22 protein-coding genes are annotated in these 23481 nt (G+C 62.5%); 5 read left to right on the top strand and 17 right to left on the bottom strand.

The genetic code is table 11. The annotated features are described in order from the left end of the window. Positions 1-123 precede the first annotated feature (123 nt). Positions 124-390, top strand: a complete 267-nt coding sequence (locus tag AC5WNJ_RS05310; protein ID WP_054556810.1) for a late competence development ComFB family protein — start codon at positions 124-126, stop codon at positions 388-390. 205 nt (positions 391-595) lie between these two features. Here AC5WNJ_RS05310 and AC5WNJ_RS05305 read toward each other — a convergent pair whose 3' ends face one another. The 3 genes from AC5WNJ_RS05305 to AC5WNJ_RS05295 form a co-directional block, all read right to left on the bottom strand. Next, the gene (locus tag AC5WNJ_RS05305; protein WP_495930588.1) at positions 596-1360 is read right to left on the bottom strand and encodes an amino acid ABC transporter ATP-binding protein; all 765 of its coding nucleotides are present in this window, start codon (positions 1358-1360) and stop codon (positions 596-598) included. Then, on the bottom strand, positions 1357-2031 hold the full coding sequence (locus AC5WNJ_RS05300; protein WP_495930587.1) for an amino acid ABC transporter permease: 675 nt from the start codon (positions 2029-2031) through the stop codon (positions 1357-1359). The genes AC5WNJ_RS05305 and AC5WNJ_RS05300 overlap by 4 nt, the downstream gene beginning before the upstream one ends. A gap of 146 nt (positions 2032-2177) precedes the next feature. Further along, positions 2178-2912: an amino acid ABC transporter substrate-binding protein gene (locus AC5WNJ_RS05295; protein ID WP_253062213.1), complete on the bottom strand. Its 735-nt coding sequence runs from the start codon at positions 2910-2912 to the stop codon at positions 2178-2180. Positions 2913-3691: 779 nt separating this feature from the next. On the opposite strand from AC5WNJ_RS05295, the gene AC5WNJ_RS05290 reads away from it, so the two are divergent. The 4 genes from AC5WNJ_RS05290 (at position 3692) to AC5WNJ_RS05275 (ending at position 7658) form a co-directional block, all read left to right on the top strand. Then, positions 3692-4816 (top strand): DUF3549 family protein, encoded by a 1125-nt coding sequence (locus AC5WNJ_RS05290; RefSeq protein WP_495930586.1) that lies wholly within the window; start codon positions 3692-3694, stop codon positions 4814-4816. A 476-nt stretch (positions 4817-5292) separates the two neighbouring features. Continuing rightward, positions 5293-5802, top strand: coding sequence for an ATP-dependent zinc protease family protein (locus AC5WNJ_RS05285; RefSeq protein WP_176676631.1), 510 nt, complete (start codon positions 5293-5295; stop codon positions 5800-5802). 198 nt (positions 5803-6000) lie between these two features. After that, entirely contained in the window at positions 6001-6909 is a 909-nt protein-coding gene (gene rimK, locus AC5WNJ_RS05280; protein WP_043335225.1) for a 30S ribosomal protein S6--L-glutamate ligase, read from the top strand. 290 nt (positions 6910-7199) lie between these two features. Continuing rightward, positions 7200-7658, top strand: a complete 459-nt coding sequence (locus AC5WNJ_RS05275; RefSeq protein WP_043335223.1) for a hypothetical protein — start codon at positions 7200-7202, stop codon at positions 7656-7658. A gap of 105 nt (positions 7659-7763) precedes the next feature. On the opposite strand, the gene AC5WNJ_RS05270 is transcribed toward AC5WNJ_RS05275, so the two are convergent. From AC5WNJ_RS05270 to hfq, 14 genes are all read right to left on the bottom strand, one after another. After that, entirely contained in the window at positions 7764-8660 is an 897-nt protein-coding gene (locus AC5WNJ_RS05270; protein ID WP_495930585.1) for a SanA/YdcF family protein, read from the bottom strand. A gap of 152 nt (positions 8661-8812) precedes the next feature. Then, positions 8813-9418, bottom strand: a complete 606-nt coding sequence (locus AC5WNJ_RS05265; protein ID WP_495930584.1) for a YceI family protein — start codon at positions 9416-9418, stop codon at positions 8813-8815. 223 nt (positions 9419-9641) lie between these two features. Next, a complete protein-coding gene (gene sufT, locus AC5WNJ_RS05260) occupies positions 9642-10217 on the bottom strand; it encodes a putative Fe-S cluster assembly protein SufT (protein ID WP_495930583.1) in 576 nt (191 codons plus the stop codon). Between the two features lie 165 nt (positions 10218-10382). After that, the gene (locus tag AC5WNJ_RS05255; protein WP_495930582.1) at positions 10383-11627 is read right to left on the bottom strand and encodes a cysteine desulfurase; all 1245 of its coding nucleotides are present in this window, start codon (positions 11625-11627) and stop codon (positions 10383-10385) included. Further along, complete coding sequence (gene sufD / locus AC5WNJ_RS05250; RefSeq protein WP_495930581.1) at positions 11624-13036, bottom strand: Fe-S cluster assembly protein SufD; 1413 nt, start codon at positions 13034-13036, stop codon at positions 11624-11626. The genes AC5WNJ_RS05255 and sufD overlap by 4 nt, the downstream gene beginning before the upstream one ends. Next, positions 13036-13785 carry a Fe-S cluster assembly ATPase SufC gene (gene sufC, locus AC5WNJ_RS05245; protein WP_176676624.1) on the bottom strand — a complete coding sequence of 250 codons (750 nt, stop codon included), beginning with the start codon at positions 13783-13785 and terminating at the stop codon, positions 13036-13038. Before sufC ends, sufD begins: the two co-directional genes overlap by 1 nt. Before the next feature lie 75 nt (positions 13786-13860). Continuing rightward, positions 13861-15303, bottom strand: a complete 1443-nt coding sequence (sufB, locus tag AC5WNJ_RS05240) for a Fe-S cluster assembly protein SufB (RefSeq protein ID WP_176676623.1) — start codon at positions 15301-15303, stop codon at positions 13861-13863. Between the two features lie 135 nt (positions 15304-15438). Further along, on the bottom strand, positions 15439-15945 hold the full coding sequence (locus AC5WNJ_RS05235) for an SUF system Fe-S cluster assembly regulator (protein WP_495930580.1): 507 nt from the start codon (positions 15943-15945) through the stop codon (positions 15439-15441). Between the two features lie 385 nt (positions 15946-16330). Further along, on the bottom strand, positions 16331-17626 hold the full coding sequence (locus AC5WNJ_RS05230; RefSeq protein WP_495930579.1) for an adenylosuccinate synthase: 1296 nt from the start codon (positions 17624-17626) through the stop codon (positions 16331-16333). Positions 17627-17800: 174 nt separating this feature from the next. Next, complete coding sequence (locus tag AC5WNJ_RS05225; protein WP_495930578.1) at positions 17801-18985, bottom strand: ATP phosphoribosyltransferase regulatory subunit; 1185 nt, start codon at positions 18983-18985, stop codon at positions 17801-17803. A 359-nt stretch (positions 18986-19344) separates the two neighbouring features. Then, complete coding sequence (gene hflC / locus AC5WNJ_RS05220) at positions 19345-20226, bottom strand: protease modulator HflC (protein WP_176676620.1); 882 nt, start codon at positions 20224-20226, stop codon at positions 19345-19347. Beyond that, a complete protein-coding gene (hflK, locus tag AC5WNJ_RS05215; RefSeq protein ID WP_176676619.1) occupies positions 20223-21446 on the bottom strand; it encodes an FtsH protease activity modulator HflK in 1224 nt (407 codons plus the stop codon). The genes hflC and hflK overlap by 4 nt, the downstream gene beginning before the upstream one ends. Positions 21447-21834: 388 nt before the next feature. After that, positions 21835-23205 (bottom strand): ribosome rescue GTPase HflX, encoded by a 1371-nt coding sequence (gene hflX / locus AC5WNJ_RS05210; protein WP_176676618.1) that lies wholly within the window; start codon positions 23203-23205, stop codon positions 21835-21837. A 15-nt stretch (positions 23206-23220) separates the two neighbouring features. Beyond that, positions 23221-23469: an RNA chaperone Hfq gene (gene hfq, locus AC5WNJ_RS05205; protein WP_176676617.1), complete on the bottom strand. Its 249-nt coding sequence runs from the start codon at positions 23467-23469 to the stop codon at positions 23221-23223. Between the last annotated feature and the right edge of the window lie 12 nt (positions 23470-23481).

The following is a 23481-nucleotide window of genomic DNA, read 5'->3' as shown; positions in this document are numbered from 1 at the left end:
GAGGGAGAGCGTCATAGAGAGTCAGCTCGGATGAATAGACTGATGAGCATACCGAAGGGATCGACATGTCAGGGGGCACGGCCCTGCATGGGAGATAGCCCCCATCACCAGGAGGCAATACACATGGAAAGCGCAGGCGTACACAACTACATGGAGCAGCTGGTGCTCGACCAGCTGCGCTTGCATCCCGATAGCCACGCCATGGATGTCGACAGCCGCGAAGACGTGGCCTGCATCGCGCTCAACCAGCTGGCGCCTCGCTATATCCGCCATGACGTCGACATGGCGTTCTACATGGCGCCCGCCGAACAGGAGCTGCTGGAAGAGCGTGTCTCGATGGCGCTTCAGGAAGCCTTCGACAAGGTGCGTTCGATGCCCCGCCACGGCTAGCCACGACTTGCGCCCCTATGATCCTAGACCCTATGAAAGGTCGCCCTGAACGCGCCCGGCAACATCAGAAGCGGATCAATGATCACCGCCAGAGAAACGACAACGGCCACCGCGACGATCTCGCGGTGGCCGTTGTGTCTGTCGCAGGTACTGCCCGGGGCGTTGCATCACGTGACCTGAGGGTCATGGCCTCAACCGAGCAATATCAGATGCCCTCGGCGCACTGTGGCGGCACTTCATCCAGCACCTTGCGCAGGAAGGCACGCGTGCGGTCATCCTTCGGCGCACTGAACAGCTGACTCGGCGGCCCCTGCTCGACGATACGCCCACCTTCCATGAAGATGACGCGGTCGGCGACTTCCCGCGCGAACTGCATCTCGTGGGTAACCACGATCATGGTCTGGCGCTCGACCGCCAGCTGCTTCATCAGCTCCAGCACCTCATCGACCCATTCCGGGTCCAGCGCCGAGGTCGGCTCATCGAACAGGATCACCTCGGCCTGGGCGGCCATGGCGCGCCCGATGCCGATACGCTGCTGCTGACCGCCGGACAGAGCCGCCGGGAAGGCGTCCGCCTTCTCGCTCATGCCGATACGCTCGAGAATCTCGCGCGCTCGCTGATGCGCCTTGGCCTTGGGCCAGCCGTTGACGACGATCAGGCCCTCGGCAATGTTCTCCAGCGCCGTCTTGTTGGCGAACAGCGCATAGTTCTGGAACACGAAGGCACTGCTGCGACGCAGACCGAGAATGTCGTGACGGCTGGCGCGTGTGGCCTCGACCTTGCGCTCACCGATCTGGATCTCGCCGGCATCGGGCTGCTCGAGGAAGTTGATGCAACGCAGCAGTGTCGACTTGCCGGTGCCTGAAGGACCGATGACGACGATGATCTCACCCTGCTTCACTTCCAGCGTGATGCCATCGAGCACGGCCTGCCCGCCGAATTTCTTGATCAGGTTTCTGACTGCAATCATCGCTGATAGGCCTTGTTGAGACGTTTCTCCATCCAGCGCTGCACGAAGGACAGCCCTTCCACCATCACCCAGTAGACGATGGCCACCATGATGAAGGATTCAAAATACAGGAAGCTGCTGGCGGCTTCCTTCTGAGTCGCGCCCATCAACTCGGTCACCCCCAGCGTGAAGGCCAGCGACGTGGACTTGATCATGTCCACGAAGTAGTTCATCAGCGTGGGAGCCGCCACCCGGGCCGCCTGGGGCAGCACGATGCGCCGCATCAGCTGGACATTGGTCATGCCGATCGACAGCGCCGCTTCGGTCTGGCTGCGATCGACTCCGACGATGGCGGCGCGGATGGACTCGGCCATGTAAGCCGCGAAATGCAGCGTCAGGCCGAGAATCGTCGCGGTGACGCCATCGATCTGGGTCAGGAACGCCATCACCTGCGGCAGGCCGTAATAGAACAGGAACAACTGCACCAGCAGCGGTGTGCCACGGAAGAAGGAGATGAACACGATGGTCAGCGCATTCAGCACCGGCACCTTGAGCACCCGCACCACCGCCAACAGCGAGGCCAGCACCAGCGCGGCCAGCATGCCGATACAGGCCATCTTGAGTGTCAGTGGCAGGTATTTGAGCATGACCGGCAACAGGCCAAGCATGTATTCGATGTTGAGAATATCCATTCGTCATCCGGACAGACTGAGGGCTTGGCTGAGAGTCTGGAAAGACACCCATCGACATGACGACAACGGGGCGACGGTCCAGCCGTCACCCCGTTGTCACCTGACTTCCTTGCATGCGCCTTGTATCAGGGCGCAGCGGGCATTGTTCAAGGCGTGGTGATGTCGTTGCCGAACCACTTGTTGGAAATCTCGGCCAGACGGCCATTTTCCTTGAGCTCGGTCAGAGCGGCATCCACCTGGTCACGCTTGGCCTCGCCTTCGGCGTCCTTGCGGAACGGCAGTGCGTTCTCGAGACGCGAGAACGGCTTGCCCGCCAGCTCCAGCGGCAGCGGGGTCTTCTGGATCACCTGACTTGCGCTGACGCGGTCCATCACGAAGGCATCGACACGCCCCAGAGCGGTGTCCTGCTCGATGTTGGACTCATAGGTCTTGATGTCGATCTGGTCGGCGTAGGGCAGCTCTTTCATCAGCGCTTCGTAGTTGGAGCCCAGATTGACCGCCACGCTGTGACCCTTGAGGGACTCGACACCGGTGATCTCGTCATTGCCGCGACGCTTGACCACCTGAGCCCCGTCGTAGACGTAAGGCTGAGTGAAGGCGAACTTGGCCTTGCGTGCGTCGGTGATGGTGATCTGGTTGGCCACGGTATCGATGCGGCCGGCTTCCAGTGCGCCGATCAGACCGGAGAAACTCATGGTCACGAATTCGACATCATCGCCGGTGATCTCGCCGACGGCATTGAGGACATCCACCTCAAAGCCCTGTAGCTTGTCCTGCTTGACGAAGGTGAACGGGAAGTAGCCGCCCGACATGCCGACCTTGAGGGTATCAGCCTGCGCCGCCAGGCTGCCCAGGGTGGTCGCGCCCAATGCGGCGGCCATCACGGCGCCCTTGAGAGCGGTAGAAGAGAAGACAGCTGCGAGCGAACGTGATTGGCGCATCGAGATTCCTCATGGATCGCAAGAGTGGGCCTTTACCGCCGGACTGGCGCCGATATCCCATGGGTAATGGATAGCGAGGCGACAGAACAGGTATAAGCACAGCCTTTTATATGTGATTTGGTTGTATAGGATAACGGGGCTGACCCGCATTCCCAATCATTTCATCCCTTAAGTACATAACCATAAGGAATAAGACAGCAATTCTGTCAATGGTCGCGATTCTAGCACGCCTGTCCTGGCGGGCCAGTGATGCCGTCTGGGCTAGCTGCAGCGCTGGATGTCAGCCTGACGACAAGCGGATGACAGTTATTCACGCCATCCGTGGACGATGCTGTGGATAACCCGTCTTGGTCACGCTGCAAGCCGCGCCAGCCGTGGGATGACGAAAATTGATCAAAAAATCATCAACCTGCAAAACGCGCAGCGGCGCTTGAGGTACCGCGTCATCTGTCAAGCCATCACGGGCCGAAAGAGCGGCCATAATAGACACAGGTCGCTCTCTTCCCTCTGGCCATCATCACACGCCAGCGGGTGGCATGACAGCCGGTGAATCGCTAAAGTCGCTGCCATTCCAGACATGCTCAGGCATCTGCCACGCACCGATACCCGTCGTCGAGGGACATCGATCAGGCGTGGCAATCATGCTCGACAAGACTCTATTTTCCGCTCTCCCCCGCGCCCTGCCTGGCCGTGAGGGAGACACAGCAGTGGTGAGCTTCATGACTCCTCTCTCTTCCTTGAGCAACTTCTTCACGCGCACCGGTGCCGAGTTGCACCTTTATCACCTGGGTCGCACCCTGGCCCCGCTCAGTCTTGAGCAACTGGAAGCCTTCGAGACCGAACAGCAACCATGGGAGCAACCCTTCAAGGGCCAGGCACGCCTGGCATGCGTGTTCCGTCCGGCCGGACTCGACGATCCGCTGGTGTGGTTTCTGGCCCTGCCACTGGATGAGGAAGGTCGTCTGTCTCCCGCGCAACGCGACGCCTTCCTCGAGCGCTTGATCACGACGCTGGGTCAGACGGCACTGACCGTCGGCCGGCCTGATCTCCAGCAGGCCGAGGCCGGCAAGATCGACAACCTGATGCAGGACAATCCGCTGGCCTTCACGCCGGACGACAGCCTGCGCGCCATGCTGCACGCCCGCGCCAGCCTCGATTGCGACCGCCCTGCCAGCCAGTACTACGAGCTCGCCGAGCAGTATCTCACCGCCCAGCTACCGCTGGATGACTGGCCGTCACTCGGTCTGCAGGGCATCGCCGACGTGCTGACACGGCGCGGCGAGCTGTCCAGCGAGCTTGCCGCCGCCTTCGTGCAGCGTCTGGCTGACCTGCCGGATACACCGCTGCGCGCCATCGCGCTGTGTCTGGAGCAGGCACCGCCCGCCCATGCCCAGCTGGCCGCCCCACTGCCGGAGGAATACGAGACCGAGCTGCTCTCCGCCCTGATCGCACGTGGCCAGGCTGCACGTGACCTGGGGGATCTGGAGACGCTGTGCGCCTGCCTGCGGGCCGCCGGCGCCAGCCCACGGCCTGCGGCGGCGGAGTGGATCGATGCCCTGCTGGCCGACGACGAGGCCGTCAATGTCGACGTGCTGGTCGCGATCGCTGCGCGCGGCTACGCCCATCTGGAAGATGCCAAACGTCTGCCGGCCTTCCTGACCCGCCTGGCCAGTTGCCCGCAGGCCAACTTCGCCGCCTTGGCACGCGACCTCGCCCTGATTCCGCGTCTGCGCCTGCCGGTGCTGATGACGCTGCGCAATGCAAGCGCGGACAGCCCGCTGGGTCAGGCGCTTGCCGCCCTGACCCGCCAAGCCGATACCGCCAATCCTGCCCCGCGTCATTGACGCCGGGCATGCCCTCAGGTGACAGTGCTTGAGATCATGCGCTTAACCCACGACACTTGATCGGGCACTTGCTCAAGGCATGGCATCGGGGCTGATCGGCACCGGTGAACAGGGCGCGCGGCAACGCGCCGGTTACACGACGTCACCCGCGCCTGTGGCCGTGGGGGACTTGCCCGACGCCCGCAAGCGAGGCGTCCGGCGGCGATGAAAGCGCGCCATCACCGCGTGCCATGACCGCGTGCCCGGGGCGTTTTGCCGGGTGCAGTCAGCGCCACCGTCATATCCCGCTGCGTGACGCGAAAAAAGAGGCTTCAGCAAGGATTGCTGTCAGTGCGTCAAGTGACTATGCTGCGCGCCCGCCTGGCCATTACCCCGCCAGGCCGGCAACGCACATTACGCTGTGCCGCGCCTGCCCGGTGTCTTCATGCCGTGAGCCGCTGCCCGCTTCGCTCACGCCCTCTGATTCAGGAAGAAACATGTCGCATCACAAGCACATTTCGCGTCATCACATCGACAAGGCACCGCCCCTCGATCTCAAGACACTGAATCATGACCTGCTGGGCTTTCGCCCGCGTGGCGTGGTGGGTCGGCGTGAGTTGATCGAGCTGCCGGAGCTCAAGCTGCACCTCAATGCCAAGATCGACACCGGTGCGCATTCCAGTGCGCTGCATGCCGAGAGTATCGAGGTCTTCGAGCAGCACGATGATCTGTGGGTTCGCTTCATCACCCGGACCGGCGGTAGCGACTCCCCGCCGCATACGATCGAGACGCCGGTGCATGATCGCCGCCGCGTGCGCTCATCCAATGGTCAGGCCGAGTGGCGCTACGCGATCCGCTCGCGCATGAAGCTGGCCGGGCTCGACTACGATATCGACATGACGCTGGTGGACCGCTCCCAGATGCGTCACCCCATTCTGCTGGGGCGCCGTGCCCTGCGTCGCCTGCTGGTCGCACCGGGCGCCGCCTATCTGCACGGCGAACCCTGACGGTATCGGCCGTGCGCGCGGCTGCATGCTGCGGCATCTCGCCTCAAGACGCTGGCGCCGGTGCCACCTGCTATCGCGTAACGCCTCGAGACAGTAAAGGCCTCACCGACGAACACCACGCCTCCTGACGGGCTTCACGTCAGTCGTCTTCTGATTCATTCCCATCTCTGTCTGGCCCATTCGGCTCCGGAGGATTTCATGCATATCGGTATCCTGTCGCGTAACTCACGCCTCTACTCCACCCGTCGCCTGATCGAGGCCGCCGAGGCACGTGGCCACACCGCGCGCGTGGTGGACACGCTGCGTTGCTACATGAATATCGCCTCGCACCGCCCGTCCATCCATTACAAGGGCGCCGAGATCGAGCACTTCGATGCCGTCGTGCCGCGCATCGGTGCCTCCGTCACCTTCTATGGCTGCGCCGTGCTGCGCCAGTTCGAGATGATGGGCACCTACGTGGTCAATGATTCCGTGGCCATCTCCCGCTCACGCGACAAGCTGCGCTCCCTGCAGCTGCTGTCGCGCAAGGGGCTGGGCCTGCCGGTCACCGGCTTCGCGCATTCGCCGGATGACATCCCCGACCTGATCACCATGGTCAAGGGTGCGCCGCTGGTCATCAAGCTGCTGGAAGGCACCCAGGGCATCGGCGTGGTACTCGCCGAGACCAACCAGGCCGCCGAGAGCGTGATCCAGGCCTTCATGGGCATGAAAGCCAACATCATGGTGCAGGAATACATCAAGGAAGCGCGTGGCGCCGACATCCGCTGCCTGGTGGTGGGTGACAAGGTGGTGGCGTCAATGAAGCGTCAGGCGGCCGATGGCGAGTTCCGCTCCAACCTGCACCGTGGCGGCACCGCGAGCGAGATCCGCATCACGCCGGAAGAGCGCTCCACCGCCATTCGCGCCGCCAAGGCCATGGGCCTGTCCGTCGCCGGTGTCGACCTGCTGCGCGCCAATCATGGCCCGGTGATCATGGAAGTGAACTCCTCGCCGGGCCTGCAGGGTATCGAGACGGCCACCGGCAAGGACATCGCCGGTCTGATCATCGATCACATCGCCAAGTCCGCCGCGCCGGCCAAGAAGATTCCGCCCAAGCCCAAGGGCTGAGGGCTGAGGACTTAACGCGCAACGCTCGACCAGGGGGGGGGGCAGGTCGTCATGACGGCACACCTGGCGTCTCTGGGTCTGATGGCCGCGTGTGGACAAGCGGGAGCGATGGAAACAGGGCAAGGACAGCGTCTGAAGGCAACGATGATCGTCACCAGAACGTCATTGTATTGTCGTAAACTGCAGGGATTGACAGTGCGGGAATAAATATCCTGACTTTCTGCCCTTCGGGGGTAGAAAAACACTGTTTTCACCCGCACAATCTCTTCTGACGGAGGAGGTGACCGCCCATGTTTCTCGACAATCGCCAGGTGGCGATGGATAGCGTCCAGGAAGCCCTGGCAGACAGTCTTGATTATTTCGAGGATAACGCCGAACGGCTGCGTCCCGCGCTCCTGAAGGCCTTCGAGCCCTTCTATGCGAGCCGTGTCGAGCTCAAACAGGCCCTGGAAGTCGAGACACGCAAGCATCTGAGCCTGATGCCGCGCGACGCCGATGTCGAGCGCGATGACTACATGTGGCTGTGGAGTCGCCTGAAGAGCATCGTCGGAAATGACAATCAGGTGCTGATCAACGAGCTGCTCGAACAGGAACGCGTCCTGATGCAGGCCTGCTCGACCGCCTTCACGCATCCGCTGCCTGACAGCATGGAGAAGGTACTGGAAGGCATCTTCCACAACTGCCGCCATCTGATCCGCGAGCTGTACCGTCACCAGACAGGTCAGGCCGCCCGCCGCCGCGCCGGCTAGCCATATATCCGCCGCCAGGCCGTGAACGCAAGACGCCCCGCCTTCCAAAGGAAGTGCGGGGCGTCTTCGTGTTGACCCTGTGCGTCTGGCGAAGCCGACACGCGGCTAGTTCGCATCAGATCTGACAGGCAGCCACTGGAGCAGTGCCTGCTTCACCTCGGGCAGACTGGCCAGCAGGCTTGCCTGCGCCTGACGCGCGAGGGCATGCGAATCCGACGTGTCGGCAGCATTCTCTGCATCCGCCACATCACGACTGGCAGTGGCCTGCTGCCCTGCTCCGGCAGCCACCGAGTCCGCCGCCGGTGACACGGGCTTGTCCAAGGAGTGAGATGATGAGGGCTGCGATGATGAGTGCGATGACAAGACCGGCGTCGGCAGCGTCTCCTGCGGCCCGAGAAAGCGCGGCTTGCGCCCCCACAGGTAAAGGTCTCCCACTGTCGCCGCACGGGCCAGCCACTCGCGCAGCATCAGCTTGAGCCCCGGCGGCTGGCGTTCGGAGATGGCCGGGCAACCCACTGCCTCCAGGCCCAGTGCATCGGCGATGAACAGCGCACGCGGCAAATGCCACGGCTGGGTGACCAGCACCGCCTCATCGACACCGAAGACCTTGTGCGCTCGTACGAGGGTATCGAAGGTGGAGAAGCCCGCGTAATCGAGCGTCATGAACTCCTGCGGCACGTTGCGTGCTCGCAGGTCACGCCACATGGTCATCGGCTCATTGTAGTAACGCGTGCGGTTGTCCCCCGAGAGCAGCAGGTTGGAGACGCGGCGCAGGCGGTAGAGCTGGGCGGCGGTATCGAGACGTGCCTGATAGTGTGGATTGCTGCCCCCGCCCACCAGGCCGTGTGAGGTGCCGAACACGATCCCCACCTCACGGCTCTGACAGGTCAGCGGTGACGTGGCAATGCGATCGTGCGTTGCCATCACGACCCAGAGGTTGAGCCCGACCACCGTCATTGCACCGGCGGCCAGCAGACCGACGATGGTCCAGCCAGCCCGCATGATCACTCGCTGCATCTCTTCCCCACGCCCATCCCTGCCTGTCTTTCCTGCCAGTAGCGTCACATCATGCAGGCATGAGCGATCAGCCTACCCAAGCGGTCGAGGCTCTGCCAGCACTGACTGCTCCCGGCCACGCATGCGGATGACTCCGCTCAGTCTTCCTGCACCATTACTGCCTTGACGTTGACTGGCACCTGGGTCGCGATGTTGCCAAGCCCGGCCAGGTCACGCAGGGTGCGAATGCCATCGACCAGCGCGAACTGCTCAGCATCGACCATTACAGGCGTGAGGGTCTGCACCAGCCAGCGGTCGCCGCGCAGGCGCGTCACCTGCAGGCTCATCGGCAGGTTCTGGGTATTGTCGTGCAGCGTCAGCTGACCTTCGACATCCACCTTCTGGGTGTCGCCCGGCTCCATCACCTTGAGGGTCGGCATGTCGAGACTGGCGGTCATCACGGCCAACGGATAGGTGCCGGACTCGAACAGCTTCTCGCTGACGCGCTGGTCACGAATGTCGATGCCGGTACTGGCCGAGTCGAGGTCTATCTCCACCGACAGCTGACCGGCGTCATTGACGCGCGCCCGCCAGGAGGTGAAAGCATTCGTCTCGACGGTGCTGGCGCCCGACTTGGCCATCTTGGTGGTCTGGAAGCTCAGCTGTGACAGATCGCCATCCAGCTTCCAGGCGGCCTGCGCGCTGGCAGCGGTGCTCAGGATCAGGGTGGCGGTCAGGGTGCGCAGCGCAGTCTGGAATCGCATTGGGGAGTCTTCCTTGAGGCAGGTGATACGGGAAACCGTCAAACGGACGTGCCGACACGGCCCGAGGCAGCAACTTGCCCGGACGCTCAGCAACGTGAATTGGATAGCCGGATGGGCGAGAGGTTCCCGCCCATCCAGTTGCGTTTGCTGCATCTCCCCCGATTATCGATGCGACCGGTAACGGTCACATCATTGAGGACAGGCAGCAAGGCGCGCCCGGGGCTCAGAACATGCCCAGCTCCAGGCGCGCCTCTTCACTCATCATCTCGCGCGACCAGGGCGGCGAGAAGACGATCTCGACGTGGACCTTGGAAACATCTTCCGCCCCGAGAATCTTGCGTTTGGCATCCTCGGCGATGACGTTGCCCATGCCGCAGCCCGGCGCGGTCAAGGTCATCTTGAGATTGACCATCTTCTCGCCACTGATCAGGGTGTCGATACGACAGCCATAGACCAGCCCCAGCTCGACGATGTCGACCGGGATCTCGGGGTCGAAGCAGGTGCGCAGCTGGGCCCAGACGAAGGCCTCGATATCGGCATCGCTCTGGCCGGCCGGCAGATGCGGACGCGGCACGGCGTCCAGCCCCAGCGCATCGAGGCTGAAGCTCTCGATCAGGTACATGCGACCCTCGAAGGCGACGCTGACAGTGCCGCCCTTGGCCTGCATGACTTCAACCACCGAGTCCTCATGCAGGGTCACCGACTTGCCGAACGGCACCGAGATACCCTCCACGTCCCGCTGCAACGGCATCTTCTGGCCCTTGCCGAGGCTGGCCAGCTGGTCTTCAGTGTGGCTCATGCCCTCTCCTTGCCGATTCGCATGACAGGCATGCGGATCGTGAATTCTGTTGGTTCACTCAAGACGTACGGGTGACAGCATCCCCTGGCAAGTGCCGATACCAATGAGGCCCGCCATGCGCGAGCCTCATTGAACAGCGCCCGTCAGGGGCACCGCTGGGGGGGCTCAGCGCACCATGGTCAGCACACGCTGCAGGGCATCGACGAACATGTCGATCTCTTCCGGCGTGTTGTAGGCCGCGAAGGAGGCCCGGCAGGTGGCATCGACACCGAAGCGACGCAGCACCGGCTGCGCGCAGTGGTGGCCGGTACGGATGGCGACCCCCAGCTGGTCGATCAGCAGACCGATATCCTGGGCGTGGGCACCATCGACCACGAAGGAGATCGCGCCCGCCTTGTCGGGCGAGTTGCCGATGATACGCAGGCCGTCCACTTCGCGCATGCGCTCGCTGGCATGCCGCATCAGCTGCTGTTCCCAGCGCGTGATCAGCGCCATGTGGGTACAACCCAGCCAGTCGATGGCCTTGCCCAGTCCGATGACCTCGGCGATGGGCGGCGTGCCGGCCTCGAACTTGTGCGGCAGGTCCGCGAACAGGGTGCCATTCTCGAACGACACCGTGCGGATCATCTCACCACCACCCTGCCACGGCGGCATCGCCTCCAGCAGCGCTTCCTTGCCATAGAGCACACCGATGCCGGTCGGGCCGTACATCTTGTGGCCCGAGAAGACATAGAAGTCAGCATCGATCTCGCGCACATCGACCTGCTGATGCGGCACCGCCTGGGCGCCATCGACCAGAATCAGCGCGTCGTGGGCGTGTGCCAGCGTCGCCATCTCGGCCACCGGGTTGATGCTGCCCAGGGCGTTGGAGACCTGATTGACGCAGACCAGACGCGTCTTCTCACCCAGCAGGTCGCGGTAGGCCGCCATGTCGAGCACACCATCGTCGTCACACGGGATGACCTTGATGACGATGTCGAGACGCTCGGCCAGAAGCTGCCACGGCACGATGTTGGCGTGATGCTCCATCACAGAGATCAGCACTTCATCGCCGGCATTCAGCCAGTTGGCCCCCCAGCTGTTGGCGACCAGATTGATCGCCTCGGTGGTGCCACGCGTGAAGATGACTTCCCGCGTCAGGCGCGCATTGATGAAGCTGCGCACCTTCTCACGCGTGCCTTCAAAGGCCGCCGTCGCCTCATCCGCCAGGGTATGCAGACCGCGGTGGATGTTGGCATTGGTCTTGCGGTAGTAGTCGCTCATCGCGTCGATGACGGCGGTCGGCGTCTGGCTGGTGGCGGCGCTGTCCAGATAGATCAGCGGCACATCACCATGCACGCGGCGCTCGAGGATCGGGAAATCCTCACGTACCCGCACGACGTCGAGCATCAGGTTGTCGAGTGCGCTCATGCAAAGTCCTCATCACGTGCCACCGCCACGGCGCCACCGCCCAGCTCGACACTGAGATCGACCAGCTCATCGAGGTGGAAGCGTGACGGCAGGCGTCCCGCGACACTGCGCTCGATGCGCTCGGCGATGGCGTCGATGCCCAGGCCTGTCATGACTTCGTTGGCGAAGGCCAGGGTCAGAAGACCACGGGCGGTCTGCTCATCGATGCCACGGGCGCGCAGCGCGAAGACGGCGGTCTCGTCGAGCTGACCGGTCGTGGTGCCGTGGGAGCACTTGACGTCGTCGGCGTAGATCTCGAGTTCCGGCTTGGTGTTGATCTCGGCGCGGTCCGAGAGCAGCAGGTTGGCGTTGTTCTGATGCGCCTCGATCTGCTGGCTATCGCGCTTGACCAGCACGCGGCCGTTGAAGACGCCGCGGGCACGGTCGGCCAGGATGCCCTTGTAGTTCTCGTCGGAGAACGTCAGTGCCTCGTTGTGATTGACCAGCGAGTGGGTGTCGACGTGCTGGCGATCACGACCGAAGAACAGGCCATCGAGGCGTGCATGGGCGTTGTTGCCGTTCAGGTCGCAGACGATGTCGTTGCGCACCAGGCCACCACCGGTGTTCAGGTTGATGGAGCGATACTGGCTGTCACGCGGCTGCTCGACCTGCAGCGAGGCGATATGCGTCTCGCCGGTGGCAGCTTCGCCCAGCTTGTAGTGATTGAGCACGGCGCCGCGCTCCAGCATCACTTCGCTGACCATGTTGGTGAAGTTGGTCGCGCCGCTTTCACCGATATGATGCTCGATCACGCTGGCTTCGGCGCGGCTGCCCAGCTGCACCAGCAGACGCGGGTGGCTCATGGTCACGGGTTGGCCTTCGAGGGCGGCACGCGAAAGGAACAGCACGTAGACCGGCTTGTCGAGCACCGTACGCGGGCCGACCTGAATCACCGCACCCTCTTCGGTGAAGGCGGAGTTCAGCGCCACGAAGGGCGTGAAATCGATGCCGGTCAGGCGGTTCAGCGAGCCACCGATGACTTCCGACTGATTGACGATGGCGTCAGACAGCGGCACGACACGCACGGTATCGGGCAGGCCTGCCACATCGGAGAGCTCGGCATTGTAGAGGCCATCGACGAACACCAGACGATAGGCATCGACGTCGAGCGCCAGCTCATCCTTCACGGCCGGCGCGAGGCTTGCATCGTCGGCGAGACGATATTGATGACGACCCAGTGCCTGGGTGTCGGTGTACTTCCAGGCCTCGACCTTGCGGGTCGGCAGGCCGAGGGCTTCAAAGCGGGCGATGCCGGCCTGACGGCGGGCGGCCATCCAGCTCGGGTCGGCCGCAAAGCGGGCCTTGCGGGCAGCGAATTCGCTGGCGAAGGCTTCGCTGCCGGGGACGGACGCGGTAGCAAGTGCTGTCATTACGCGGTTTCCTCCTGCAGCCAGTCATAGCCCTGGGCTTCGAGTTCGAGGGCCAGCGACTTGTCGCCGGACTTGACGATGCGGCCATCCATCAGCACATGGATCTGGTCCGGCACGATGTGCTCGAGCAGACGCTGGTAGTGGGTGACCATCAGCACGGCACGCTCTTCACTGCGCAGCGAGTTGACGCCCTTGGCGACGATCTTCAGCGCGTCGATGTCGAGACCGGAGTCGATCTCGTCGAGCATGGCCAGCTTCGGTTCCAGCACCAGCATCTGCAGGATCTCGTTGCGCTTCTTCTCACCGCCCGAGAAGCCTTCGTTGACGGCGCGCTGCAGGAAGCTGGCGTCCATCTGCATGAAGGCCAGTTTCTCGCGGATCAGCTTCATGAATTCCGGGGCCGGAATCTCGCCCAGGCCTTGGGCTTCACGCTTGGCGTTCAGCGCCGCCTTGAGCAGGTAGACGTTCTTGACCCCCGGGATTTCCACCGGGTACTGGAAGCCCAGCAGCAGGCCGGCACGGGCGCGCTCCTCGATTTCCATCTCCAGTACATCCTCACCTTCATAGGTAATGGTGCCCGAGGTCACTTCATAGCCGTCCTTGCCGGCGATCACGGAAGACAGCGTGGACTTGCCTGCGCCGTTCGGGCCCATGATGGCGTGGACTTCACCCTTGTTGATGGTCAGATCGAGACCCTTGAGGATTTCCTTGCCTTCCACCGAAACGTGCAGATCTTTGACTACGAGCATGTTGATACCTTTTGCTGACAGGCCGCCCGCGAGCGGCCCTCAAGAATGGGGGGGAATGCGAAAGACGCGGCGATATCAGCCGACGGCGCCTTCAAGGGTGACGTTGAGCAGCGCCTCGGCCTCGACGGCGAACTCCATCGGCAGCTCCTGGAAGACGTCCTTGCAGAAGCCATTGACGATCATGTTGACCGCATCTTCCTCGCTGATGCCGCGCTGACGGCAGTAGAACAGCTGATCTTCGCCGATCTTGGAGGTCGTGGCCTCGTGCTCGACGGTGGCTGTCGCGTTGCCGATTTCCTGATAGGGGAAGGTATGCGCACCGCAGCGGTCACCGATCAACAGCGAGTCACACTGGGTGAAGTTGCGCGCGCCCTTGGCCCGCGGGCCGATCTTGACCAGACCACGATAGGACTGCTCGGAATTACCGGCCGAGATACCCTTGGAGACGATGGTGGACTTGGTGCCCTCACCGATGTGGATCATCTTGGTGCCGGTGTCCGCCTGCTGACGACCATTGGTGACGGCGACGGAGTAGAACTCCCCGACACTGTCCTTGCCGCGCAGGATGCACGACGGATACTTCCAGGTGATCGCGGAGCCGGTCTCGACTTGGGTCCAGGAGACCTTGGAGCGGTCACCACGGCAGTCGGCACGCTTGGTGACGAAGTTGTAGATGCCGCCCTTGCCGTCTTCATCACCCGGATACCAGTTCTGGACGGTGGAATACTTGATGTAGGCGTCTTCCAGCGCCACCAGCTCGACCACGGCGGCGTGCAGCTGGTTGTCATCACGCTGCGGCGCGGTACAGCCTTCCAGATACGAGACCTGAGCCTGCTTCTCGCAGATGATCAGAGTGCGCTCGAACTGGCCGGTGTTGGCGGCGTTGATGCGGAAGTAGGTGGAAAGCTCCATCGGACAGGTGACGCCTTCCGGCACGAACACGAAGGAGCCATCGGTGAAGACGGCCGCATTCAGCGCGGTGAAGAAGTTGTCCGCCTTGGGTACCACGGTACCGAGATACTGCTTGATCAGCTCCGGATAGTCCTGGATGGCTTCCGAGATGGAGCAGAAGATGACACCCGCCTCGGACAGCTCCTTCTTGAAGGTCGTGGTCACGGACACGGAGTCGAAGACCGCGTCGACCGCGACACCGGCCAGTGCGGCACGCTCGTGCAACGGGATACCCAGCTTCTCGTAAGTCTCGAGCAGCTTGGGGTCGACCTCATCCAGACTCTGTGGGCGGTCTTCCGGCTTCTTCGGGGCACTGAAGTAGGAAATCGCCTGGTAGTCGATCTCCGGATAATCCAGGTGGGCCCAGGACGGCGCCTTCATCTTCAGCCACTGCTGATACGCATCCAGGCGCCACTCCAGCATCCACTCCGGCTCACCCTTCTTGGCCGAGATGAAGCGAATCACGCTTTCATCCAATCCCGGCGGAATGGTGTCGCTCTCAATATCGGTCACGAAGCCCTGCTTGTACTCGCGCTGTACAAGCTGCTCCATCTCCTGGCTCGCCATGCTGGTCTCCTCTCCCGGAGAGCTCCGGGTCTGTTCAGATGCCTGATCACCCCGCCCGAATCGCAGCGAAGTTCGAATGTTCGTGTTGCCAAGGCGATGTCTGTCGCGCGGCAACGGATTCAGCGTTTGCCGGCTCTAGCGTTTGCCAGTGCTGTTGGATGCCTTGGCCCTGGGGAGTGGCTCGTCATCCCCATACAGACTGATGGCCTGAATCGGCAGTTGCACCGGCATGCGCAGTGGCGCGGATGACGCCAGATGCGCCAGCGTCACGCTGCCCAGCAGCTCACTGATGGCGTACGAGACGCGCTGCCAGTTGTCGGCCACCCCGCAGGTGTTGACCAGTTCGCAATCGCCATCGACATGACTGCATTCGGTCACGGCCACCGGGCCTTCGATGGCGCTGATGATGTCGCTGGCCGTGATCTGGCTGGCTGGGCGCGCCAGGCGATAACCGCCCAGCGCGCCGCGACGCGACTCAAGCAGCCCTGCCCGCACCAGCGCCTTGAGCGTCTTGCTCACGGTGGGATGCGGCAGCTGCACGCTTTCGGCCAGATCGATCGCCGCGTGGGCCGAGTCCGGCTCGCGGGCGATGCGCGCCATCACGACAGCGGCATAATCGGTCATCTTGGAAAGCTTCAGCATGCTGGCCTCCACCACGGGAAGATTAATTGGGGACCATTTTAGTCCTGTATCAGAACGATGTGAAGCGGGGACCCCACCGAAAACGTCGAATTGCGACCTGGGCAACCAGTTTGCCGACAAGATAGCCGCCGATAACAACAAAAATAACAATCATTCCCATTTATAATATCTACCAGCCCTGCCCGATAGCCCAAGCGCCCTGTACAACAATCCCGTGCACGCCAGGTGATCGATGACGGCAGCCCCGCTACGCCCCTCTACAACGCACGCCCTCTCTACAAGGCCCCTCCACAACGCAAGACACCCCGCCGGGGAAATCCCGACGGGGTGTCTTGGTCACGCCATCATGCCGTCATGCAAGGCTCATCGGAGCCATGCGTGATGATCAGCCGTGGAACGGATTGCGCAGCACGATGGTCTCGTTGCGGTCCGGGCCAGTGGAGATGATGTCGATCGGCACGCCGACCTGTTCTTCCAGGAAGCTGATGTAGGCACGGGCGTTGGCCGGCAGCTTGTCGACTTCGCGCACGCCGATGGTGGAATCGCTCCAGCCCGGCAGGTCCTGGTACAGCGGCTCGATGGCTTCGTAGCCTTCGGAATCCACTGGGGTGTCCAGCACGTCGCCATCCTTGCCGCGATAGCCGATGCAGACACGGATGTTCTCGAGACCATCCAGCACGTCCAGCTTGGTCAGGCAGATGCCGCTAACCGAGTTGATCTGCACGGCGTGACGCAGAGCGACGGCATCGAACCAACCGCAACGACGCGCACGGCCGGTGGTGGCACCGAACTCGTGGCCACGCTCGGCCAGGTGACGGCCGAACTCATCGAACAGCTCGGTCGGGAACGGGCCGGAGCCGACACGGGTGGTGTAGGCCTTGGTGATGCCCAGTACGTAGTCGAGATACAGCGGGCCGACGCCGGAACCGGTGGCGGTGCCGCCGGCAGTGGTGTTGGAGCTGGTGACGTACGGGTAGGTACCGTGGTCGATGTCGAGCAGTGAGCCCTGAGCACCTTCGAAGAGGATGTTCTCGTTTGCCTTGCGCACGGAGTGGACCAGATCCACGGTGTCGCAGACCATCGGACGCAGTTCTTCGGCCATTTCCATGGCTTCGTCCAGCACCTGCTGGAAGTCGACCGGCGCTTCACCGTGATAGTGCTGCAGCACGAAGTTGTGGTAATCCAGCACTTCGCCCAGCTTGGAGGCGAAACGCTCACGGTGGAGCATGTCACCCAGACGCAGGCCACGACGCGCGACCTTGTCTTCATAGGCCGGACCGATGCCGCGACCGGTAGTCCCGATCTTGGCGACGCCACGGGCCTTCTCGCGCGCCTGGTCCAGACGCACATGGTAGGACAGGATCAGCGGGCAGGCCGGCGACAGACGCAGGCGATCACGCACCGGCACGTCGTTGGCTTCAAGCTCACGGATTTCCTTGATCAGCGCTTCCGGAGACAGCACGACACCGTTGCCGATGACGCAGGTCTTGCCCGGGTGGAGGATGCCGGACGGGATCAGGTGGAGGACGGTCTTCTTGCCGTCCAGCACCAGGGTGTGACCTGCGTTGTGGCCACCCTGGAAACGCACGACGGCGCTGGCGGATTCGGTCAGCAGGTCGACGACCTTGCCCTTGCCTTCATCACCCCATTGGGTGCCGAGCACGACTACATTCTTGCCCATGGTTCCTATCTCTTTCGGTGAATAACCGTCGGTGAAAACCCACTCACAAGTGCAGCTGCCCTGTCGGCAGCTGCACCTCGGGGCCCAGTGGCCCCAGCTGTTCTGCTATCTGTCACTCGCTGCCATCGCTCTCGGGTCACCGAAGCTTACCCATTCAAGCTCAGTCATCCAGGCTCAGGCATCGAGCGTGACGACCTGCCAGCCGCCGTCGCCATTGACCAGCTCACGATTGCAACGGTGTGCATCCGCGCCGGTGGTCTGGCCCGGCAGGGCCTCGATAACACGCTCGCCAGCGGCACGCAGCTGATCGACACACTCACGCAGCGCGCTGTCGTTGAGTGCCGGCGCCCAGATGCCGTCGCAGGCCGGAGCATGCACGGCCAGCGAGGCCAGCTGCTTGAGGTCCATCGAGAAGCCGGTGGCAGGACGCGCACGACCGAAGGCTCGTCCAGTATCGTCGTAGCGCCCCCCCTTGGCCAGCGCCTGACCGTAACCCGGGACGTAGGCCGCGAACACCATGCCGGTGTGGTACTCGTAACCGCGCAGTTCGGCGAGATCGAAATAGAGCGTGACCTGCGGATGACGCTCGCGGACCGCGCAGCTCAGCGCCGTCAACTGATCCAGAGCGCTGGCGACCGCCGCCGGTGCGCCGGCGAAGGCGGTACGCGCCTGGGCCAGAATCTCGTCATCACCGTGCAGGTGCGGCAGCGCCTTGAGCATGCCCGCCACTACCTTGTCACCCACCACGCGATCGATCAATGCATCGAGAGCGGAATACTGTTTACGCTCGATGGCAGCGAACAGCTCACGCTCGTGCTCGTCATTCATGCCGGCTTCGGCGATCAAGGCACGGTAGATGCCGATATGACCCAGTGCCAGGTGCAATTCACCCGCGCCGGCCTGCTCGAGACTGGTCAGGGCCAGATGCAGAATCTCGTGGTCGGCCTCGAGGCCGGCGTGACCGAAGAGCTCGGCACCGACCTGCACCGGACTGCGACCGCCCTGGTGCTTGTCCGCCTTGGTACGCAGCACGTTGGCGCAGTAGCACAGACGTACCGGGCCTTCGCGGTGCAGAGAGTGAGCGTCCATGCGCGCCACCTGCGGGGTGACGTCGGCGCTGGCGCCCATCATGCGACCGGTCATCTGGTCGGTCAGCTTGAAGGTCTGCAGATCAAGCTCGGTACCGGTGCCGGTCAGCAGCGAATCAAGAAATTCGACGGGCGGCGGCAGCACCAGGTCATAGCCGAAGCGATGATAGAGGTCGAGCAGCGCGCGGCGCAGCGCCTCCATACGGGTTGCCTGAGGGGGCAATACCTCATCCATGCCATCCGGGAGGAGCCAGCGATCTGCGATGGTCATTGCGCTATCCTGCGAGAGATTTATGACAAGGGGTGGCTCGTGACGCGCGGAAATCCACTCGGTAACGCACATATCGATAATGACGCCCGTGGGGATTTCACGTCAGCTGACCGAGACCCGTGAAGCAAGGTCCTGCTCGACGCTTTCCTGTCGGCCTTGCGCCCGAATATGAAACCCGGGCATGAAAAGCGGCCACAAAAAAACCGGGCGGTGCCCGGTTGCAGGAGTCTAGCATGAATCCTTGTGGGATGAACCCCGCGAACCTCTCAAGCGACGTTCATCCACTGCGCGGCCTCTGATGCTGCCAGAGGCCGCGCGCAACATCCCCGAAAGCAAGCCTTCGGGCTTGATGATGCTGCTTACTGGTTGCTGCCCTGCGGGTCCTTGAAGAAGCGGAAGAACTCGCTGTCCGGCTGCATGACCATCATGTTGCCATCGCCCTTGAAGCTGTCGCGATAGGCCTGCAGGGAGCGGTAGAAGCGGAAGAACTCGGTATCCGCCCCGTAGGCACCGGCATAGATGGCAGCGGCGGAGGCATCGCCTTCACCGCGCAGGGTCTGCGCCTGCTCTTCGGCCTGCGCGAGCAGGACGGAACGGCGACGATCGGCATTGGCCTGGATCTTCTCGGCCTGCTCCTGACCCTGGGCACGATACTCACGTGCCTCACGCTGACGCTCGGTCTTCATACGCTCGTAGACCGCCTGGGAGACTTCGTCCGGCAGGTCGATACGCTTGACGCGGATATCGAGAATCGACACCCCCAGTTCCTTGCGCATCACCTCGTCGAGCTCTTCGGTGGGCTTCTTCATCAGCGCGTCACGCTGCTCGGAGATGATCTGCACCAGTTCGAGCTTGCCGAACTCGTTACGCAGACTCTCGTCGACACGCGGCGCGATCAGGCGCTCGGCCATCTGCTCTTCGCCTGAGGTCGCTTCGTAGTAGCGCTTCGGATCGACGATCTTCCACTTGACGAAGGAGTCGACGATGACGGCCTTCTTCTCGCGGGTCAGATAACGACTTGCCTGGGCATCCAGCGTCAACACGCGCGTATCGAAGGTACGGATCGTGTTGTAGACCGGCAGCTTGAAATGCAGACCGGGCTGGATGTTGTCTTCCACCACTTCACCAAACTTGAGCTTGATGGCGCGCTGGGTCTCATCAACCGTGTAGAGGCTGTTGCTGCCAAGCCAGGCCACTACGGCCAGACCGGCGACGGCCATCAGTGAGCGATTGTTGATCATTGACGACCCTCCCGACGGATGCTGTTGCTGCTGTCATTGCTCTGGCTGCGGCTCAGGGCATCACTCGCCTGTCGGGACACACGGTCCAGCTCGCTACGACTCATGCCACTGCTGTCTTCGGCGGCAGCACTGGACTTGTTGGCCAGCTTGTCCAACGGCAGGTACATGAGGGAATTGCCGTTCTCGACATCCACCAGCACCTTGTTGGTCTTGCCGAGCACTTCGCCCATGGTTTCCAGGTACATGCGCTCGCGGATGATTTCCGGCGCCTTCTGGTACTCGGTCAGCAGGGACGTGAAGCGGTTGGCTTCACCCTGGGACTTCGCGACCACGGACTCCTTGTAACCCTCGGCTTCCTCGATGATGCGCTGCGCCTGACCCTGGGCTTCCGGAAGAATCGAGTTCTCGTAGGCCAGTGCCTGGTTGATCGTGCGCTGACGATCCTCACGCGCCTTGATGACGTCATCGAAGGAATCCTGGACCGCTGCCGGCGCAGAGGTGGACTCGACGTTGATGGTCTGCAGCGTCAGGCCGACACCATAGTTGTCCAGATAGGACTGCAGGCGCGACTTGACGTTGCTGGCCAGCAGCTCACGACCGGAGGTCAGGATGTCGTTCATGTCGGCACTGCCGACTTCGTGACGCAGCGCGGAGTCCATGGCGTTCTCGAGACTGATCTCGGGCGCACGGACGTTGAGCAGAAAATCACGCGGGTTGGACACCTGATACTGCACGGACATCTGGACTTCGACGATGTTCTCGTCCCGGGTCAGCATCGACTTGGTCTGGGAGAGCGAACGCACCTTGGTGACGTTGACCTCACGCACATCATCGATAATCGGCGGATTCCAGTGCAGACCCGGACCGACGATGTCGTTGTACTTGCCGAAACGCAGCACGACGCCACGCTCTGACTGATCGACCAGATAGAATCCGGAAGCCGCCCAGATGGCGACCAGGATGACACCGATGATACCCGGCAGCGCGAAGGCATTGGTGCTGCCACCGTTGCCGCCATTGCCACCGGCACCGCCACGACGCTTGCGGCCATTGCCGAGCATGCCGTTGAGCTTGTCCTGGAATTTCTTCAGCGCTTCGTCGAGGTCGGGCGGCCCACCATTGCCACCGCCGTTACCCCCGCCCCCCTTCTTGTCCCCGTTGCGACCACCGCCGCTCCACGGGTCATGCTGGTTGCCGCCACCCGGCTCATTCCAAGCCATACGTCGTCTCCACTCAGTCGATGTTCCGCTCGTCATTATGATGACGCCGCCCTGCCAGCTGCGACCGGTTCCGTGCCTTGAGCCTGATGGCCTCCGGCGACCGATTCTCTCTTACGGCATGGCGACGCGTCCCTTGCGGGAGAAGGCCATGGCCCTGCCCGACGGCCATCGTCCGTCGGACGGCATCCAGCCAATCCTGCTGAATGCCCGCTGCTCTGACGCGCAGGGCATGCCCTGCGCGAGGGCATCCATCGTCATTCGTGCGCCGCGATGGATGCCGGGTAGTACTTGCCATTGCAATGTGACAACAGTGCGCTATTGCCTCGTGCGCCACTTCTCATCGAGCTGCTGCGCAGCGCACCAGCGCAAGTCTCGTTACCAGACGGTATCAGGACTTGTGCGTGACCGACACGCGATGCTTTTCCGCGCGTTCGGCAGACAGCTCACGCTGCCAGGCTTCACGGTCATCATGTTCACCGCCGAGATAATCTTCAGGCGATTCACCAAGATGAGACAACAACTGTAGAAAGTCGCGTTTCTCGAGACGAATGTCCAGCAGCGCATTGCCCTGCTCGTCATATTGCTCGTCCTTGACCGCGTCCAGCTCATGCAGACCTGCCCGTAGACGGGACTTCTCAGGCCCAAGCGTCAGCTGCATGGAGATGACGTTGTCGGACAGCAGCTCGGCGAAGGCCTGCATCAACAGATCCAGCCCCTTGCCATCGCGTGCCGACAGCCACACCGCCAGCGGACGACCGAAGCCATCACGCTCGATGCGCGGCGCCATGTCGAGTCGATCGATCTTGTTCATGACCAACAGACGCGGCACATCACCGGCGTCGATCTCGTTGAGCACCTCGTTGACCTGCTCGGTATTGCGGTCATTCTCCGGGTCTGCGGCGTCGATGACATGTACCAGCAGATCCGCTTCCGCCGCTTCCTGCAGGGTCGCCTGGAAGGCTTCCACCAGCTTGTGCGGCAGATGACGAATGAAGCCGACGGTATCGGCCAGGACTGCCGAACCGACATCCTCGAGCTCCAGACGACGCAGCGTCGGGTCCAGCGTCGCGAACAGCTGATCGGCGGCGTACACCTCGGAGGTGGTCAGCGCGTTGAACAGCGTCGACTTGCCGGCGTTGGTATAGCCGACCAGCGACAGGCTCGGGATCTCGGCACGCGCACGGGCACGGCGGTTCTGATCGCGCTGCTTGTGCACCTTCTCGAGTCGCTTGTGGATCGACTTGATACGGGCGCGCAACAGGCGACGGTCAGTCTCGAGCTGGGTTTCCCCCGGGCCTCGCAGACCGATACCGCCTTTCTGACGCTCAAGGTGAGTCCAACCCCGCACCAGGCGGGTAGACATGTACTCGAGCTGTGCGAGTTCCACCTGCAGCTTGCCCTCATGGGTCCGCGCACGCTGGGCAAAGATGTCGAGAATCAGACCGGTACGGTCGATGACGCGACATTTGAGCGTGGCTTCGAGGTTGCGCTGCTGGGAAGGACTCAATGAATGGTTGAAAATGACCAGCTCGGCTTCGTGCACGGCCAGGGCCTCTTGCACTTCCTCAAGCTTGCCTTCTCCGATGAACGTACGGGAGTCGGGGCGGGGCCGGCTACCCTCGATGAGGGTCGCCGGCACGGCGCCTGCCGAACGTACGAGTTCGAGGAGCTCACCGGCATCCTCGCGTTCTTTTTCGTCCCGGAAATTGACATGCACCAGGACGGCCGTTTCACCGGCTTCGGGTCGTTCGAAGAACAATCAGCGCCTCTGACTTCAGCTTTCTGTGGACGGCACGCTCGAATCCTGGGCTGGCAGGCGCACATTGCGCGACGGCACCACGGTCGAGATAGCATGCTTGTAAACCATCTGGGAGACAGTATTGCGCAGCAGGATCACGAACTGATCGAAGGATTCGATCTGGCCCTGCAGCTTGATGCCGTTGACCAGGAAGATCGAGACCGGGATACGTTCCTTGCGCAGGATGTTCAGGTACGGGTCCTGGAGTGATTGACCTTTGGACATGTGACTCTCCGT

The sequence above is a fragment of the Cobetia sp. PDI-23MA genome, from assembly GCF_059507735.1.
The sequence above is the reverse complement of the archived record's forward strand: the minus strand, read 5'-3'. Positions and strand labels throughout refer to the sequence as shown.

Excerpts from the sequence above, each read along its gene's own strand:
- AC5WNJ_RS05310 (WP_054556810.1), top strand. The coding sequence starts at position 124 with ATGGAAAGCGCAGGCGTACACAACTACATGGAGCAGCTGGTGCTCGAC.
- AC5WNJ_RS05305 (WP_495930588.1), bottom strand. The coding sequence starts at position 1,360 with ATGATTGCAGTCAGAAACCTGATCAAGAAATTCGGCGGGCAGGCCGTG.
- AC5WNJ_RS05300 (WP_495930587.1), bottom strand. The coding sequence starts at position 2,031 with ATGGATATTCTCAACATCGAATACATGCTTGGCCTGTTGCCGGTCATG.
- AC5WNJ_RS05295 (WP_253062213.1), bottom strand. The coding sequence starts at position 2,912 with ATGGCCGCCGCATTGGGCGCGACCACCCTGGGCAGCCTGGCGGCGCAG.
- AC5WNJ_RS05290 (WP_495930586.1), top strand. The coding sequence starts at position 3,692 with ATGACTCCTCTCTCTTCCTTGAGCAACTTCTTCACGCGCACCGGTGCC.
- AC5WNJ_RS05285 (WP_176676631.1), top strand. The coding sequence starts at position 5,293 with ATGTCGCATCACAAGCACATTTCGCGTCATCACATCGACAAGGCACCG.
- rimK (WP_043335225.1), top strand. The coding sequence starts at position 6,001 with ATGCATATCGGTATCCTGTCGCGTAACTCACGCCTCTACTCCACCCGT.
- AC5WNJ_RS05275 (WP_043335223.1), top strand. The coding sequence starts at position 7,200 with ATGTTTCTCGACAATCGCCAGGTGGCGATGGATAGCGTCCAGGAAGCC.
- AC5WNJ_RS05270 (WP_495930585.1), bottom strand. The coding sequence starts at position 8,660 with ATGCGGGCTGGCTGGACCATCGTCGGTCTGCTGGCCGCCGGTGCAATG.
- AC5WNJ_RS05265 (WP_495930584.1), bottom strand. The coding sequence starts at position 9,418 with ATGCGATTCCAGACTGCGCTGCGCACCCTGACCGCCACCCTGATCCTG.
- sufT (WP_495930583.1), bottom strand. The coding sequence starts at position 10,217 with ATGAGCCACACTGAAGACCAGCTGGCCAGCCTCGGCAAGGGCCAGAAG.
- AC5WNJ_RS05255 (WP_495930582.1), bottom strand. The coding sequence starts at position 11,627 with ATGAGCGCACTCGACAACCTGATGCTCGACGTCGTGCGGGTACGTGAG.
- sufD (WP_495930581.1), bottom strand. The coding sequence starts at position 13,036 with ATGACAGCACTTGCTACCGCGTCCGTCCCCGGCAGCGAAGCCTTCGCC.
- sufC (WP_176676624.1), bottom strand. The coding sequence starts at position 13,785 with ATGCTCGTAGTCAAAGATCTGCACGTTTCGGTGGAAGGCAAGGAAATC.
- sufB (WP_176676623.1), bottom strand. The coding sequence starts at position 15,303 with ATGGCGAGCCAGGAGATGGAGCAGCTTGTACAGCGCGAGTACAAGCAG.
- AC5WNJ_RS05235 (WP_495930580.1), bottom strand. The coding sequence starts at position 15,945 with ATGCTGAAGCTTTCCAAGATGACCGATTATGCCGCTGTCGTGATGGCG.
- AC5WNJ_RS05230 (WP_495930579.1), bottom strand. The coding sequence starts at position 17,626 with ATGGGCAAGAATGTAGTCGTGCTCGGCACCCAATGGGGTGATGAAGGC.
- AC5WNJ_RS05225 (WP_495930578.1), bottom strand. The coding sequence starts at position 18,985 with ATGACCATCGCAGATCGCTGGCTCCTCCCGGATGGCATGGATGAGGTA.
- hflC (WP_176676620.1), bottom strand. The coding sequence starts at position 20,226 with ATGATCAACAATCGCTCACTGATGGCCGTCGCCGGTCTGGCCGTAGTG.
- hflK (WP_176676619.1), bottom strand. The coding sequence starts at position 21,446 with ATGGCTTGGAATGAGCCGGGTGGCGGCAACCAGCATGACCCGTGGAGC.
- hfq (WP_176676617.1), bottom strand. The coding sequence starts at position 23,469 with ATGTCCAAAGGTCAATCACTCCAGGACCCGTACCTGAACATCCTGCGC.